Source organism: Candidatus Cryptobacteroides sp. (assembly GCF_056207615.1).
In genome coordinates, this window is the sequence record NZ_JBAEER010000134.1 from 1 (window position 1) to 16337 (window position 16337).

Here is a 16337-nt window from a genome sequence, read left to right on the forward strand (position 1 = left end):
ATCCTCATCCTTGACGAGGCGACCTCAGCACTTGACACCGAGTCCGAGAGGCTCGTCCAGGAGGCTCTCGACCGTCTCACCACCGACAGGACCACGATTGCCATCGCTCACCGTCTCTCGACCATCCGCAACGCGGACGAGATCTGCGTGATGCACGAAGGAAAGATCGTGGAAAGAGGCCGTCATGAGGAACTCCTCGCCCTGGGCGGCTATTACAAGAAACTTAACGACATGCAGGCTCTCTGATGAAAGTAAAAGCTATTTTGACTGCCCTGGCATTGATGCTGGGTTATGCTGCGTCCGCACAGACGGGACCTTCCGCGTGGAAGGAGGTCTGCGACTCTGCGCAGGTGATCATGAAGGAAAAGACAGGAGTCACTGTCGATGTAAAGCTGCGTTCTGCGCTCAAGAAAGGAGACAGCGTCGAGCTCTATTTCACCGAGAGACTCAAGGACTATCCTTGGAAGAAGGATGACGTGAAGTGGTTCAGGCAGCTGCTCAGTGACATGACTCCGGAGTATTGCAAAGGTCTCAAGATAGGCATCATCTACGCGAAGGCACAGCAGATCGAGGAGCTTGCAGGCGACCCTCTCGGAAACGACGGAGAACCATTCTCCAAGGCATTCCGCACCACTGACCGCAGGCATGACGCCAAGCCGCTGACATACAGGGAGGATATCCCTCAGTTCGACAAGGGCCTCTTCGGCAGGCACATCGCGCTCTGGCAGAGCCACGGATACTATTACAACAAGAAGAGCGACCGATGGATGTGGCAGAGGGCTCCCCTCTTCACCACCGTCGAGGATGTCTATACCCTCACCTACGTACTTCCTTTCCTTGCCCCTATGCTCGAGAACGCAGGAGCGAATGTGCTCATGCCTCGCGAAAGGGACTACAGCCGCTTCGAGACCATACTGAAGCCCGAGGGAAACCAATGGAAGGCTGAGATCAGCAAGCGCGGAAGGTATGCCGTGTACGTGAAGTACAAGAAGACTTCGACCAGCTCCGACAAGGCTGTCTACACCGTCGGGCACATGGGAGGAAAGACCTCCGTATGCGTCAACCAGAAGATAGGAGGCGGCGCGATGGTCTACATCGGCAGCTTCGACTTCGACCAGGGCAGCTACGAGATCACGCTCAGCAACGAGGGTAGCTCCGGCACCACGGTAGACGCCGGCCAGATAAAGATTGGCGGTGGCGTGGGTCCTTCCGGCAAGCCGCGCTATGTCGAAGGTGCAAAGTATTGGATGCAGCACACGGGCGTCGACCGCACCGTATGGGACCAGAACAACAGCGAGGACGACTACAGGGACGACTTCATGCTCCGCGGAGCATGGGTCAACTGGCTCAGCGCCGGGTCAGCCCTCCATCCGGGCAAGTACGTCCCACCCAAGGACGGAGACGGCAAGAAACCGGAGGACCGCTCCGGTCTTGCAATCCCGGTGGACCTCGCTTTCGGTTTCCATTCCGATGCAGGACTCACCCCTAACGACAGCATAGTCGGCACTCTCGCCATCTACACCCGTCTCAGCGAGAACAAGAGCGTCTTCCCTGACGGGGAGGACCGCGGCATCAACCGTCCTCTCACCGACATAGTCCAGACCCAGATAGTCGACGACATCCGTCAGCAGTGGAATCCGAAGTGGTCAAGGAGGGAAATATGGGACAAGTCATACAGCGAGTCCAGGACGCCTAACGTGCCGGCGATGCTCCTCGAGCTTCTCGCACACCAGAACTTCGAGGACATGAAATATGGCCTCGATCCGGCGTTCCGATTCACCGTCAGCAGGGCTGTCTACAAAGGAATACTGAAGTTCCTCAGCAACAGATATGGCTGTCCTTATGTGGTACAGCCACTCCCAGTCCATGGTTTCGCAGCAGAGATCAAGGACAAGAACACGGTCCGTCTCAGCTGGAAGGCAAGCGAGGATCCACTCGAGCCGACGGCGAAGGCTCAGAGCTACCGGCTCTACACCAGAGTCGATGACGGAGCCTTCGACGATGGAATCCCAGTGGACAGCAACGTCGTGGACGTGAAGCTCATCAACGGCCATGTCTACAGCTGGAAGGTAGTAGCAGTGAATGAGGGCGGATTCAGCTTCCCGTCCGAGGTCCTCGCTGCCGGAGTTCCATCCAGCGGTTCCCTCGAGCACAGCGTACTCGTCGTGAACAACTTCACAAGGGTCGGAGGTCCGGTATGGGTGGACACGGAGCATTATGCAGGATTCAACACCAACCTCGACGGAGGTGTCCCTTATATTTCCAACCCAGGCTACATCGGAGAGATGTATGAGTGGAGAAGGGACATGAAATGGAAGACCGACGACGATGCGGGATTCGGAGCTTCTTTCCTCGACCATGCAGGTACGCCGGTGGCAGGCAACACCTTCGATTTCGTCGCCACCCATGGAAAGGCCATTCTTGCATCGGGCCATGCATTCTGCTCCGCCAGCAGCGAATGGTTCGCCACCAGCTGCGAGAAAGCATGGGCAGTGGACCTCATCTGCGGGAAGCAGATGACGGTGAAGACCGGAACCGGCGGTGCTCCTAAATACACCGTATTCACCCAGTCCATCCAGGACAAGATCAGCTCCCTGACCCTCGCAGGAACGCATTTCCTCGTATCCGGAGCCAACATCGCGAAGGACGCGAGCGACAATTTCTGGCCTGTGGACATAGACCCTGCGTTCAAGAAGGCTACCGAGAAGTTCATGTCCAAGACTCTCGGCTACACACACATGTCCTCACACGGAACACGCAGCGCGAACGTCACCACGGACGGAGGTCGCAAATCTCCTGAGACCACGATGAAGATCAGAGATTTCCACTTCAACAACGTCCTATCCGAGGACAGATACTGCGTGGAGTCCGCAGATGCGATAGCACCGGCAGACAGCAAGGGACGCGGCTTCCTCAGATATGCGGACAGCGGCACCACAGCCGGCATCTGCTACAACCCTGGCAAGTACAAGACCGTCTGCCTTGGCTTCCCTATCGAGGTCATAACAGACGATGAGGCGATAAAAGAAATCATCGCCTCATCGATCAGGTATTTCGAAAGATAACTTTCTCGGATATCTTACTTCCAGTCGTAGAGCTTCTGGAAATAGGCCCTGAGCTCATCCCATTTGTAATAAGGTGCGATGTCAGTCTTGAGGCCTGGGAGAGTTATTTCCTTCTCGTTGTAAAGTATCTTGGCGATGACTTCGCCCTTCTTGTCCTTGTAGAAGATCATCTGGCAGTTGGTTGCCATAGGGATCTGCTGGAAGGCATACCATCCGTTCTTGTGGGCGTCAGCCACCTTGAAGCGCCTACCCTGGAGATCGTCGACACCGAGGAGAGCGAAGAGAGGAAGGATGGCAGTATCGTGACCGAAGCGAAGGTCGGCCGCCCTGTGGCTGCCGCTCTTCACTGCCTCGTCTGCCTTGTCCATGAAGTCCTTGAGAAGAGGACGTGCTGCCCAGCGTACGTTGTCGCCTGTCTCTATCGAAGCCGCCCACATCCTGTAGATGCTGTCGTTGCCAGAAGCCCAGAGGTACTCTATCTCCTCAGGAGTGAAGAACTCGCTGAAGATGTCTATGCCCATGAAGTCGATGAGCTGGCAGAAGCTGGCGGCAGAGAAGGCTGCCTTCACGAATGGCTCAGGGTTGCCGATCACAGCCATGGCCATAGGGAAATTGGTCACGAGAGGCCTCACGAACCTGGTGAAATCATATCCAGGGATGCCTGGAGCCGGCGCATAAGGAGGATCAGCAGCTGGCATCATTCCGCCGAAGAAAGGCATTCTTCCTCCCGGAGGAGGGCCAGGCATCTGAGGAGGCTCATTGCCCGGAGCGTACACGCGGAGACTTGGGTTGATGTATGACATGTAACGCTCGCCCGTGGTGAAGGTGAAGTCCTTGTCCGGGTAAGACTCCTTGAGACTGTATGCGAAATTTGTCATGCTGACTATGCAGCGCTGGCTGGTGCTGGCTACGCAGCTGACCTCCTCGCGGTCCTTAGCCTTGAACACCTCAGGATATCTTGCGGCCATCCTCGCCGCGATCTGCCTATGCTCCCTTGCGCCACGTGGAGTGAGCATGCCTTCCATTCCGACGTGCTCGTCCTGGATTGCAGTCACCTCCTGGAGAAGCTTCTTTCCCTGAGCGGTGAGAAGGTTGAGCGAATCGAGATGGGACAAGGTCCTGATCGCAGTCTTCGCGAAAGTGGAGTTCTGCTCATATCTCGAGCCATGGCGTCCGTAGTGAGTGATATAGAAAGGCTTGAAGCCCTTGGGAGCCGGGGTGTCCTGAATCTCACAGAACTCGTATGAATGCATATTGTTGGCAGCGCGATCCGGATTTTCCCTGAAGAGGGAAAGCACATCCTGGGCGCTCATGCTGACGCAGAGAGATAGTGCCAGCAAGGAGATAAGTACTTTCTTCATTGGCGTGTCATTAACTGGTTGTAACAAAAATAGGCATTATTTCTCATTATAGTCAACAGTTCTTTCTATTATCCTCATTATTGTTATCTTTGTAATAGACCAATCAACGTCTCGCCATGACAGCTAGAGAAGCCGAAATTCTTGAACTCATCAACAAGGAAGTGAAACCTGCACTCGGTTGTACCGAGCCGATCGCCGTCGCCCTCGCGGTAGCCAAGGCTGCAGAAATCCTCAGGGACGGACGCGGTAAGGATCCCGACCGCAAGGGACACATCTGCGACCATTGCGAGGCAAAGAACGCCAGCATCCTTGTGGAAGTCAGCGGCAACATTCTCAAGAACGGAATGGGAGTGGGTATCCCGGGCACGGGAATGGTCGGTCTGCACATCGCAGCTGCGCTCGGCTCCGTTTGCGGAAAGTCGTCATACGGTCTTGAGGTCCTCCATGACCTCGATGAGGAATCGATTGCCCAGGCGAAGGAGATGGTGGAGAAGGGAAAGGTCACGGTCAAGCTCGCCGACACTCCCCTCAAGCTTTTCGTAGAGGCCACGATAACCTGCGGTCCTCACTCCGCCTCTGCCCAAATCAAGAATGACCATGACAACATCACGGGAACATGGTTCGACCACTCGATTCTCAGCAGCAAGGAAGAGGTCAAGGGCGGCAGCGCAGAGGAGAAGACCACTCTCGATTACCATCTGACCGTCAAGGAGATATACGATTTCGCAAACAGCGTCGCATTCGAGGATATAAAGTTCATTCTCGCCTCGAGGGACATGAACCTTGCGCTCGCAAAGGAAGGCCTCCACGGAGACTATGGACTCAAGGTCGGAAAGACCCTCTGCAACCCTCTCTACTGTGAGGTATACGGCAAGGAATTCCTCACCTACGCGATGTCCATGACCGCGGCGGCTTCCGATGCCAGGATGGCAGGATGTACACTCCCTGCGATGAGCAATTCCGGATCGGGCAACCAGGGAATCACCGTCACTATGCCGGTCATCGCCTACTCGCTCAAATATGAGGTCAGCGAGGAGAAGCTCGCAAGGGCGCTCGTACTCGCCCACCTCGTCGCCATCCATATCAAGGGCTACCTCGGAAAGCTGTCGGCTCTCTGCGGCTGTGTCATCGCATCCACAGGCTCATCCTGCGGCATCGTGTACCTCAGAGGCGGCTCCTATGAGCAGGTCTGCTCGGCAATCAAGAACATGATAGGAAACATCACCGGAATGGTCTGCGACGGTGCTAAGGTCGGCTGTGCTCTCAAGGTGGCCAGCGGAGTCAGCAGCTCGCTCCAGGCAGCGGTGCTCGCGATAGACGGAACCTGCATCTCGTCAAACGACGGTATCATCGAGGACGACATCGAGAAGACTATCCAGAATCTCGGTCGAATCGGCTCTGTCGGAATGCAGAGCACTGACTCCATGATACTTGAAATCATGGTCTGCAAGTAAATTTCCCCAGAAAAGCGAGGATAATAAATATATTATATTTATCTTTGTGGCTCTATGAAAGAGTCGCAGAACGTATCATCTATAGTCCGAGTCCGAATCTAGGAGGGTTCTCCCTCCCAAATTCAGGAATCTCGATGCGACGTCCAGTCAACAAATCCTCTTCGAATTCCCATGTGACAATTGCAATTGACAATCGAGGTTTGTCTTGCCGTTAGGGCTGCTGTGTGCCATGGCCGATGAAGGTAAATTCAAGGAAAAAAGAAAGAAAAAGTTTACATAACATAATGGAAATCAATGTTTCAGTGGCTAACGAAAGCCACACCAAGTACGCCCAGGAGATCTGTGACGAGATCTACATTTCCTCTCAGGAGAGGAAGACTGGTATTGCCAAGCGTACGCCTGAGTACATCTGCGAGAAGATTCTCGCCGGCAAGGCTGTGATAGCGTTGTCGGAGGACGGCGAGTTCGCAGGATTCTCATACATCGAGTCATGGGGCGGCAAGAGCTTCGTCGCAAACTCCGGACTCATCGTACACCACAAGTTCAGAGGTCTCGGTCTCGCGAAGAGGATCAAGGAGCAGACTTTCCGTCTCTCACGCCAGCTCTTCCCTGACGCGAAGATCTTCAGCATCACCACTGGCGCGGCCGTGATGAAGATGAACTACGAGTTCGGATTCAGGCCTGTGCCGTTCAGCGAGCTCACTGACGACCCTGAGTTCTGGAAGGGTTGCAAGGGATGCCGTCATTTCGACATCCTCGAGAGCCACGACTACAAGATGTGCATCTGCACCGGTCTCCTCTACGACCCTAAGGAGCACATCGAGATCCACAATCCAGACAAGGACTAATCAGAAATATAAAGACACAAAGATATGAGCAAAAAGAAAGTAGTGGTCGCATTCAGCGGCGGACTCGATACATCCTACACCGTGATGTATCTTGCAAAGGAGAAAGGTTATGAGGTCTATGCAGCATGTGCAAACACCGGCGGTTTCAGCGCCGAGCAGCTCAAGGCCAACGAGGAGAATGCATACAAGCTCGGAGCAAAGCAGTACGTGACCCTCGACATCACCAAGGAGTACTACGAGAAGAGCATCAGGTACATGGTATACGGAAACGTCCTCAGGAACGGTACCTACCCTGTATCCGTATCTTCAGAGCGCATCTTCCAGGGCATCGCCATCGCACGCTATGCAAACGAGATCGGCGCTGATGCTATCGCGCACGGTTCTACCGGTGCCGGCAACGACCAGGTACGCTTCGACATGACCTTCCTCGTGATGTGCCCTAAGATGGAGATCATCACCCTCACCCGCGACAGCAACCTCAGCCGCAAGGAAGAGGTCGACTACCTCAACGCAAACGGCTATTTCGCTGACTTCACCAAGCTCAAGTACTCTTACAACGTAGGTATCTGGGGTACCTCTATCTGCGGTGGCGAGATTCTCGACTCGAAGCAGGGTCTTCCAGAGAGCGCATATCTCAAGCAGGTCGAGAAGACCGGCAGCGAGGTACTTTCCCTCGACTTCGTCAAGGGAGAGCTCAAGGGCGTGAACGGCACCAAGTATGAGGACAGCGTCGCTGCGATCCAGGCAGTCGAGAAGATCGGCGCAGCATACGGCATCGGCCGTGACATGCATGTCGGCGACACCATCATCGGTATCAAGGGCCGCGTAGGCTTCGAGGCAGCAGCTCCTATGCTCATCATCGGCGCACACAAGTTCCTCGAGAAGTTCACCCTCTCCAAGTGGCAGCAGTACTGGAAGGACCAGGTATCCAACTGGTATGGAATGTTCACCCACGAGAGCCAGTATCTCGAGCCAGTGATGCGTGACATCGAGGCTATGCTCACCGAGAGCCAGCGCAACGTGACCGGTACCGTGACCCTCGAGCTCCGTCCTTACGGATTCTCTACCATCGGCGTGGATTCCGAGAACGATCTCGTGAAGAGCAAGCTCGGCGAGTACGGCGAGGGTGCGAAGGGTTGGACCTCAGAGGAGGCAAAGGGATTCATCAAGATCACCTCGAACCCACTCCGCGTATACTACGGCAACCACAAGGACGAATTCACAGAATAATACAGGCATGATCAAGGCAGGTATCATAGGAGGCGCAGGCTACACTGCAGGAGAACTTCTCCGCATCCTCATCAACCATCCGGAGGTGGAGATCACTTTCGTACACAGTTCCAGCAACGCAGGCAACAAGCTCTATGACGTGCACGAGGGTCTCTTCGGCGACACTGAGCTCTGCTTCAGCGCCGAGTATGACCTCAACGCCGTGGACGTGCTCTTCCTCTGCTCGGCACATGGAAAGAGCGCAGAGTTCTGGAGCGAGAACGAGCGTCCCGCAGGCCTCAAGGTCGTGGACCTCGCGCAGGACTTCCGCGACGAGAGCGCAGGCTATGTCTACGGACTTCCCGAGCTCCAGAGGGAGAAGATACGCAAGGCCGACCTCATCGCCAACCCTGGCTGCTTCGCAACCGCGATCCAGCTTGCGATACTTCCACTCGCAGCTGCAGGGCTTCTCAAGGACGAGGTCGAGATCACTGCGATCACCGGATCTACCGGAGCAGGCGTGAAGCCAGGCGCGACTACCCACTTCAGTTGGAGAAACAACAACATCTCCGCATACAAGGTATTCGAGCACCAGCACCTCAAGGAGATAGGACGCAACGTCTGCAATCTCCAGAAGGACTTCGACAAGGCCCTCAACTTCGTGCCTGTCCGCGGTGACTTCGCAAGAGGCATTTTCGCGAGCGTATATACCAGCTGCGATCTCAGCACCGAGGAGGCAGTGACCCTCTACAAGAACTACTACGGCGACGCAGCGTTCACCTTCGTCTCAGACAAGGCTGTGGACCTCAAGCAGGTAGTCAATACAAACAAGTGCATTATCTCCCTCGCGAAGCACGGTGACAAGCTCGTGATAGCTTCAGTCATCGACAATCTTCTCAAGGGCGCTTCCGGCCAGGCTGTCCAGAACATGAACCTCATCTTCGGGCTTCCTGAGAACACCGGACTCAAACTGAAGGCATCCGCCTTCTAAAAAGACAGAAACATGAATCTTTTCGACGTATACTCACTCTTCGACGTGACCCCAGTGAAGGCCCAGGGCTGCAAGGTCTGGGACAAGGACGGTCAGGAATATCTTGACCTCTACGGCGGCCACGCAGTAATATCGGTAGGACACAGCCACCCTGCATACGTGGCCGCCCTCACCGACCAGCTCAATAAGATAGGATTCTACTCCAACAGCGTGCAGAACCCACTCCAGGTGGAGCTCGCCGAGAAGCTCGGCAAGGCATGCGGATACGAGGACTACACCCTTTTCCTCGACAACTCCGGCGCCGAGTCCAACGAGAACGCTGCGAAGCTCGCATCCTTCCACACCGGCAAGGACCGCATCGTAGCCTTCCGCAAGAGCTTCCACGGCCGCACCTCAGGTGCCGTCGCAATCACCGACAACCCTAACATCGTCTCACCTTTCAACGCGAACCACAAGGTGACCTTCTGTGACCTCAACGACGCAGAGCAGGTAGAGGCTGCGCTCAAGGGCGGCGACGTGGCTGGCGTCATCATCGAGGGAATCCAGGGATGCGGAGGAATCAACTGCCCTACCACCGAATTCATGCAGACCCTCGAGGCGCTCTGCAAGAAGTACGGCGCAGTCCTCATCCTCGACGAGGTACAGAGCGGCTACGGACGTACCGGCAAGTTCTTCGCACACCAGTGGTACGGCATCAAGCCAGGCATCATCACCATGGGCAAGGGTATCGCCAACGGCTTCCCTTGCGGAGGTATCCTCATCTCACCTGAGTTCAAGGCAGTCAAGGGCATGCTCGGAACCACCTTCGGAGGAAACTACCTCGCGATGGCAGCAGCAATCTCTGTCCTCGACATCATGGAGAAGGAGAATCTCATCGAGAACGCCCTCAAGGTAGGAGAATATATCAAGGCCAACATCCCTGCATCACCGAAGATCAAGGAAGTCCGCGGCCAGGGCCTCATGCTCGGAATCGAGTTCAACGAGGAAGTAGCCCCTATCCGCAAGGCCCTGCTCTTCGACAAGCACATCTTCACCGGAGTTGCCGGCAAGAACATGGTAAGGCTCCTCGCACCGCTCTGCCTCAGCATGGAGCAGGCGGAAACATTCATCTCAGCACTCAAGGAAATACTCGGATAAGGATATGAAGACATTCTTCCACGTATCAGACATAGGCGACCTCAAGGCAGCCCTCGAGGAAGCAAAGCAGGTAAAGGCGACTCCGTTCGCATGGAAGCACCTCGGCGAGAACAAGACCATCATGCTCGTGTTCTTCAACAGCAGCCTCCGCACACGCCTGAGCAGCCAGAAGGCCGCTCTCAACCTCGGAATGAACCCTATCGTGCTCAACATCGGCCAGGACAGCTGGAAGCTCGAGACAGAGCTCGGCGTAGTGATGGACGGTGACAAGTCGGAGCACCTTCGCGAGGCCATCCCTGTGATGGCAAGCTACTGCGACATCATCGGCGTACGTTCTTTCGCAGGTCTCAAGGACCGCGAATTCGACTATGCTGAGAGCATACTCCAGCAGTTCATCCAGTACAGCGGCAAGCCTGTGATCAGCCTCGAGTCCGCTACCGTACACCCAGGCCAGGCTTTCGCCCACCTTACCACCAACGAGGAATACAAGAACACCGCGAGGCCTAAGGCCGTCCTCACCTGGGCACCTCATCCTAAGGCTCTTCCTCAGGCAGTGCCGAACTCATTCGCAGAGTGGATGAACGCAGCCGACGTGGACTTCGTGATCACCCATCCTCACGGCTACGAGCTCGACCCTAAGTTCGCCGGCAATGCGAAGGTAGAGTACGACCAGATGAAGGCCTTCGAGGGCGCTGACTTCATCTACGCGAAGAACTGGAGCTGTCCGGGCGTGACCGATCCATCCAAGTACGGCGAGATTCTCAGCAAGGACATGGACTGGACCGTAGATGCAAAGCACATGGCTGTGACCAACAATGCATACTTCATGCACTGTCTCCCTGTCCGCAGGAACATGATCGTCTCTGACGAGGTGATCGACGCTCCTACCAGCCTCGTGATCCCTGAGGCTGCGAACCGCGTCGTCTCTATCCAGGTAGTGATGAAGAGAATGCTCGAAGAGCTCAACAAGTAAGATGATAAAGGTAACAAAGATAGGCGGCAACGTCGTTGACGACCAGCAGGCGCTCGAGAGCTTCTGCAAGGACTTCGCTGCGCTCGAGGGCCCGAAGGTGCTCGTGCATGGTGGCGGCGCTGTCGCGAACCACATTCAGAAGGCGCTCGGCCAGGAGCCGATCAAGATTGCAGGACGCCGCGTGACCGATGCCGAGACCCTCAAGGTCGTGACCATGGTCTACTCGGGTCTGTGCAACAAGAGCATCACCGCCCTCCTCCAGAAGTACGGTTGCAACGCGATCGGACTCAGCGGATGTGACGGCAACGTGATCTGCGCCAAGAAGCGTGCGCCGCTCATGATCGACGGCGAGCCAGTAGATTTCGGTTTCGTGGGCGACGTGACCGAGGACAGCGTGAATGCCGATTTCCTCAACTCGCTCATCGCACAGGGCATCACTCCGGTACTCTGCGCGATCAACCATGACGGCGAAGGCAATCTGCTCAACACCAATGCGGACACCATCGCTTCGTCGGTCGCCATCGCACTCGGCGCTGAGCTCGTATACTGCTTCGAGAAGGACGGCGTGCTGATGGACAAGGATGACAATTCAAGCATCATCCCGACCATCACCTACGACTCCTACATCGACCTCAAGGCCAAGGGCATCATCGCCGACGGCATGATCCCTAAGCTCGACAACGCTTTCAAGGCGATGAGCAAGGGCGCGGGCAATGTAACCATAAAGAACGCATCGAACCTTCTGAACGACACAGGAACGACCTTATGCAGGTAAGTGACTACACCGATCTTCTCCGCCGCATGGTGGCTACCCCTTCCCTCTCCTTCGAGGAGGAGAAGGTCAGGGATCTCATATCCGCCCAGCTCAGGGAATGGGGCATCGAGCACCGCGTGATGCGCAACAACATCGTCGCTCTGAAGAAGTGCTTCGACCCTGCGAAGAAGACCCTTGCGCTCGACGCGCATATCGACACCGTACCTGCGAACAAGGAATACAGCTTCGACCCGCACGACGCCGGAACAGATCCGGAGGTGGTGCGTGGACTCGGAAGCAACGACGACGGAGGAAGCGTCGTATCGATGATCGCGACCTTCCGCCATTTCTATGAGAAGGAGCTTCCGTTCAACCTCATGCTCGTCCTCACCTGCGAGGAGGAGCGTTCCGGAATGAACGGTGCGCGCTGGCTCTACGGAGAGGACGGTCCTTTCAAGGATACGGCCTGCGACCTTCCGGACCCATCATGGGTAATAGTCGGAGAGCCTACCCAGATGAGGGCGGCGACCAGCGAGCGCGGACTTCTCGTACTTGACTGCGAGGCCCAGGGCGTTGCCGGACATGCAGGCCGCGGCGAGGGCGTGAATGCACTCTACAAGGCCATGGACGACATAGCGATACTCCGCGACCACAGGTTTGCCAAGGTCTCTCCTATCATGGGAGCAGTCAGGATGACCGTCACCCAGGTAAATGCCGGAACCGTCCACAACGTAGTTCCGGACAGCTGCAAGTTCGTCGTGGACATACGCCCGACGGAGATGTACACCAACGAGGAGATAGTCGAGGAGCTTCAGGCTCTCATCCAGAGCAGCATCAAGCCTCGCAACCTTCTCAACAGATCATCGGCATCGAAGCCAGGCTCGACCCTCGTGAAGAATCTCGAGGCACTCGGAATCGAGACCTTCTCGTCCCCTACGACCTCCGACTGGATGAGGATAAGCTGCGATGCAATCAAGATGGGGCCTGGCGATTCTGCCCGCTCCCACAGAAAAGACGAATACGTACTCACAAGCGAGATAGCAGGCGCTATCGAGACATATATCAGATTCATAGAAAACTATGGCAACACTCTGGAGTAAAGGAACAGCGGCCACTGACGTGGTCGAGAACTTCACAGTCGGAAACGACAGGATACTTGACATGAAACTCGCGAAGTATGATGTCATCGGTTCGAAGGCACATATCAAGATGCTCGAGAGCATCGGCCTCCTCACGGCAGAGGAGCTCGAGGTCCTCACCGCAGCGCTTGACCGCATACTTGCGACCATCGAGAAGGGAGAATTCCGTCTCGAGGACGACGTCGAGGACATCCACTCACAGGTAGAGCTCCTGCTCACCCGCGAGCTCGGAGAGGTAGGTAAGAAGATCCATTCAGGGCGCTCACGCAACGACCAGGTGCTCGTGGACGTGAAGCTCTTCCTCAAGGACCAGATCCTCGAGGTCAGGGAAGAAGTCCTCACCCTCTTCAAGACCCTCCAGAGCCTCAGCGAGAAGTACAAGGAAGTGCTCCTCCCCGGATATACCCACGCCCAGATTGCGATGCCATCGTCATTCGGAATGTGGTTCGGTGCCTATGCTGAGAGCCTCATCGACGACATGCACATGCTCATGGGTGCGTACAGGGTCGTGGACAGCAATCCTCTCGGCTCCGCTGCCGGATACGGAAATTCCTTCCCGCTGAACAGGACCATGACCACCGAGCTCCTCGGATTCAGCGAGCTCAACTGGAACAGCGTGGCAGCACAGCTCAGCCGTGGAAAGTCAGAAAGATGCGTCGCATCGGCCATCGGCAGCGTCGCCCTCACCCTGAACAAGTTCGCGGCGGACTGCTGCATGTACATGAGCCAGAACTACGGATTCATCAAGTTCCCTGACTCTCTCACCACCGGTTCGAGCATCATGCCTCACAAGAAGAACCCTGACGTGTGGGAGATCATGCGCGGAAAGTGCAACAGGATCATGTCCGTGGAGAATGAGATCTCTCTCCTCGCCAGCAACATGGCACATGGATATCATCGCGAGTACCAGCTTCTCAAGGACATACTCTTCCCTGCTCTCGACCTCATGCATGAGTGTCTCAACATGGCTGACTACATGCTGCAGAGCATCAGCGTGAACGACCACATACTCGAGGATCCTAAGTACAAGTATCTCTTCACCGTCGAGGAGGTCAACCGCAGGACTCTCGCCGGCACTCCTTTCCGCGACGCATACAAGCAGGTCGGAATCGAGGTGAACGAAGGCCGATTCACATACAACGGCAGCGAGGATCTCGGAAAGCTCAAGGCTTCTGACCTTCACCACACCCACGAGGGCAGCGTCGGCAGGCTCTGCACCGAAGAGATCGCGCATAAGATGGAGGTAGCTGCCAGAATATGACATCAGACAAGATCATAATCAGGGACGCGACCGAGAACAATCTCAAGCATGTGTCCCTCGAAATACCCAAGTACAAGATCACTGTGTTTACCGGAGTCTCTGGCTCCGGTAAGTCGTCTCTTGTCCTCGACACGATCGCGGCAAAGTCGCGCAGGGAGCTCAACGACACCTTCCCGACCTTCGTGCAGCAGTATCTTCCGAAGTACGGACGTCCGCATGTCGGCAGCATCGAAGGACTCCCTATCGCCATCGTGATCGACCAGAAGAAGCCTCAGCAGAACAGCCGCTCTACAGTCGGCACCTATACTGACATTTATTCCCTGATCAGGTTGCTCTTCTCCAGGGTCGGCAAGCCTTTCGTCGGCTACTCCGACACCTTCTCGTTCAACCATCCGCAGGGAAGCTGCCCTCGTTGCTCCGGTCTCGGAGAGATACGCGAGCTCGACATCCATAAGCTCGTGGACTTCGACAAGAGCCTCAACGACGAGGACACCATCCACTACATCGCGTTCGGCAAGGGCGGATGGAGATGGATCAGGTACGCGCACAGCGGACTCTTCGATCTCGACAAGAAGATCAAGGACTACAGCCCCGAGGAACTGGAGCTCTTCCTGCACAGTCCTCAGATAAAGCTCAAGAACCCACCTTCGAACTGGCCCAAGACAGCGAAGTACGAGGGACTCATCCCGCGTATGTACCGAAGCATCATCAACTCCGAGGAAGGCCTTCTGCACGCAGCTGTGCTCAATCCTATGCTCACCATGGGTACATGTCCGGACTGCGGAGGAACACGCCTCAACGAGAAGGTACGCAGCTGCCTCATCGAGGGACTGAACATAGCCCAGGTATGCGCAATGTCGATCACCAAGCTCAGCCGCTGGATCAAGTCGCTCAGCGACCCTCTCGCTGTGGACCTCAAGGCGGCGATAGGAGAAAGGCTCGACGCCCTCGAGGAGATAGGACTCGGCTACCTCAGCCTCGACCGCCCTATCGGAACTCTTTCCGGCGGTGAGGCTCAGCGCTGCAAGATCGCGAAGTACATCAACTCGTCCCTCTCTGACGTGCTCTACATACTCGACGAGCCAAGCGTCGGCCTGCACAACCACGACATCATCCTGATGAAGAATTCGGTGCGCAAGCTGCGCGACCACGGGAACACTGTCATACTCGTCGAGCACCACAAGGAGATGATAAAGATTGCCGACAACATCGTCGACATGGGTCCGGGGCCAGGCGCCCTCGGAGGTGAGATCATGTTCCAGGGAAGCTATCCGGAGCTGCTCAGGAGCAACACCGAGACCGGACGACTCATAGAGGAGAAATGCGGATTCAAGCCTGCTCCACGCAAGCCGGCGGGATGGTTCACTATCACCGACGCAACCCTCCACAACCTCAGGAACGTCACCATCGACCTCCCTACAGGAGTATTCGGCGTAGTCGCCGGAGTCGCTGGTTCGGGAAAGAGTTCCCTGATGGAATGCTTCAGGACCGCATGGCCAAGGCAGGAGGAAGTCGTATACATCAGCCAGAAAAACATAGGAGTCAGCCTCAGAAGCACTCCCGCAACATATATGGAAGTCGCAGGCGACATCAGGAAGATATTCGCCAAGGCCCACAAGCTCAAGGAAGAGTACTTCACCTTCAATGGCAAGGGCGCATGTCCTGTCTGCGGAGGCAAGGGCGTGATCGTATCCGAGATGGCATTCATGGACTCCATAGAGACGACATGCGAGGCCTGCGGTGGTCTGCGTTACTCTCCTGAAGCTCTCAAGTACTCTTACGAAGGCAAGAACATAGCCGAGGTGATGGACATGAGCGTCGCTGCCGCAAGCGAGTTCTTCAAGGGTACGGTGATCGAGCAGAAGCTCCGCCCGCTGATGGATGTCGGACTCTCCTACCTGCACCTCAACCAGGCGCTCAGCACCCTCTCCGGCGGAGAGCTCCAGAGAATGAAGATCGCGTCGTATCTCCAGGACGAGGGTAAGGTCTTCGTGATCGACGAGCCTACTGACGGACTCCATATACGCGACATTCGCCACATCCTCGGTCTCTTCGACAGGATGGTCGAGAACGGCAATACGGTCTATCTCATCGAGCACAACATAGATGTCATCAAGACGGCAGACTATGTCGTTGAGCTCGGAC

Annotated in this window: 12 protein-coding genes and 1 pseudogene; 12 read left to right on the forward strand and 1 reads right to left on the reverse strand. The window is 55.9% G+C overall.

Features of this window, described 5'->3' with window-relative positions; genetic code table 11:
* Both AC06ND_RS07990 and AC06ND_RS07995 read left to right on the forward strand, forming a co-directional pair.
* A pseudogene (locus AC06ND_RS07990) lies at window positions 1-246 on the forward strand (ABC transporter ATP-binding protein); the annotation flags it as partial.
* Window positions 246-3065, forward strand: a complete 2820-nt coding sequence (locus AC06ND_RS07995; RefSeq protein ID WP_475678460.1) for a golvesin C-terminal-like domain-containing protein — start codon at window positions 246-248, stop codon at window positions 3063-3065. The pseudogene AC06ND_RS07990 and the gene AC06ND_RS07995, both read left to right, overlap by 1 nt.
* A gap of 14 nt (window positions 3066-3079) precedes the next feature.
* Here the strand turns inward: AC06ND_RS07995 and AC06ND_RS08000 are convergent, their stop codons facing one another.
* Window positions 3080-4426, reverse strand: coding sequence for a histidine-type phosphatase (locus AC06ND_RS08000; RefSeq protein ID WP_475678461.1), 1347 nt, complete (start codon window positions 4424-4426; stop codon window positions 3080-3082).
* Window positions 4427-4542: 116 nt separating this feature from the next.
* On the opposite strand from AC06ND_RS08000, the gene AC06ND_RS08005 reads away from it, so the two are divergent.
* From AC06ND_RS08005 to AC06ND_RS08050, 10 genes are all read left to right on the forward strand, one after another.
* On the forward strand, window positions 4543-5880 hold the full coding sequence (locus AC06ND_RS08005; RefSeq protein WP_475678462.1) for an L-cysteine desulfidase family protein: 1338 nt from the start codon (window positions 4543-4545) through the stop codon (window positions 5878-5880).
* A 284-nt stretch (window positions 5881-6164) separates the two neighbouring features.
* Entirely contained in the window at window positions 6165-6728 is a 564-nt protein-coding gene (locus tag AC06ND_RS08010; protein ID WP_475678463.1) for a GNAT family N-acetyltransferase, read from the forward strand.
* Between the two features lie 24 nt (window positions 6729-6752).
* Window positions 6753-7958 (forward strand): argininosuccinate synthase, encoded by a 1206-nt coding sequence (locus AC06ND_RS08015; RefSeq protein WP_475678464.1) that lies wholly within the window; start codon window positions 6753-6755, stop codon window positions 7956-7958.
* Window positions 7959-7965: 7 nt separating this feature from the next.
* Window positions 7966-8928 carry an N-acetyl-gamma-glutamyl-phosphate reductase gene (argC, locus tag AC06ND_RS08020; RefSeq protein WP_475678465.1) on the forward strand — a complete coding sequence of 321 codons (963 nt, stop codon included), beginning with the start codon at window positions 7966-7968 and terminating at the stop codon, window positions 8926-8928.
* A 12-nt stretch (window positions 8929-8940) separates the two neighbouring features.
* Window positions 8941-10065, forward strand: coding sequence for an aspartate aminotransferase family protein (locus AC06ND_RS08025; RefSeq protein WP_475678466.1), 1125 nt, complete (start codon window positions 8941-8943; stop codon window positions 10063-10065).
* Between the two features lie 4 nt (window positions 10066-10069).
* Window positions 10070-11038 carry an N-acetylornithine carbamoyltransferase gene (locus tag AC06ND_RS08030; protein WP_475678467.1) on the forward strand — a complete coding sequence of 323 codons (969 nt, stop codon included), beginning with the start codon at window positions 10070-10072 and terminating at the stop codon, window positions 11036-11038.
* 1 nt (window position 11039) lies between these two features.
* On the forward strand, window positions 11040-11813 hold the full coding sequence (gene argB, locus AC06ND_RS08035; RefSeq protein ID WP_475678468.1) for an acetylglutamate kinase: 774 nt from the start codon (window positions 11040-11042) through the stop codon (window positions 11811-11813).
* The gene (locus AC06ND_RS08040; protein WP_475678469.1) at window positions 11804-12892 is read left to right on the forward strand and encodes a M20/M25/M40 family metallo-hydrolase; all 1089 of its coding nucleotides are present in this window, start codon (window positions 11804-11806) and stop codon (window positions 12890-12892) included. Before argB ends, AC06ND_RS08040 begins: the two co-directional genes overlap by 10 nt.
* Window positions 12873-14192, forward strand: coding sequence for an argininosuccinate lyase (argH, locus tag AC06ND_RS08045; protein WP_475678470.1), 1320 nt, complete (start codon window positions 12873-12875; stop codon window positions 14190-14192). Before AC06ND_RS08040 ends, argH begins: the two co-directional genes overlap by 20 nt.
* Window positions 14189-16337 (forward strand): ATP-binding cassette domain-containing protein (locus AC06ND_RS08050; RefSeq protein ID WP_475678471.1); only part of this gene is annotated, 2149 nt, incomplete at its 3' end. The genes argH and AC06ND_RS08050, both read left to right, overlap by 4 nt.

Coding starts and splice junctions, on each gene's coding strand:
- AC06ND_RS07995 (WP_475678460.1), top strand. CDS start 246: ATGAAAGTAAAAGCTATTTTGACTGCCCTGGCATTGATGCTGGGTTAT.
- AC06ND_RS08000 (WP_475678461.1), bottom strand. CDS start 4,426: ATGAAGAAAGTACTTATCTCCTTGCTGGCACTATCTCTCTGCGTCAGC.
- AC06ND_RS08005 (WP_475678462.1), top strand. CDS start 4,543: ATGACAGCTAGAGAAGCCGAAATTCTTGAACTCATCAACAAGGAAGTG.
- AC06ND_RS08010 (WP_475678463.1), top strand. CDS start 6,165: ATGGAAATCAATGTTTCAGTGGCTAACGAAAGCCACACCAAGTACGCC.
- AC06ND_RS08015 (WP_475678464.1), top strand. CDS start 6,753: ATGAGCAAAAAGAAAGTAGTGGTCGCATTCAGCGGCGGACTCGATACA.
- argC (WP_475678465.1), top strand. CDS start 7,966: ATGATCAAGGCAGGTATCATAGGAGGCGCAGGCTACACTGCAGGAGAA.
- AC06ND_RS08025 (WP_475678466.1), top strand. CDS start 8,941: ATGAATCTTTTCGACGTATACTCACTCTTCGACGTGACCCCAGTGAAG.
- AC06ND_RS08030 (WP_475678467.1), top strand. CDS start 10,070: ATGAAGACATTCTTCCACGTATCAGACATAGGCGACCTCAAGGCAGCC.
- argB (WP_475678468.1), top strand. CDS start 11,040: ATGATAAAGGTAACAAAGATAGGCGGCAACGTCGTTGACGACCAGCAG.
- AC06ND_RS08040 (WP_475678469.1), top strand. CDS start 11,804: ATGCAGGTAAGTGACTACACCGATCTTCTCCGCCGCATGGTGGCTACC.
- argH (WP_475678470.1), top strand. CDS start 12,873: ATGGCAACACTCTGGAGTAAAGGAACAGCGGCCACTGACGTGGTCGAG.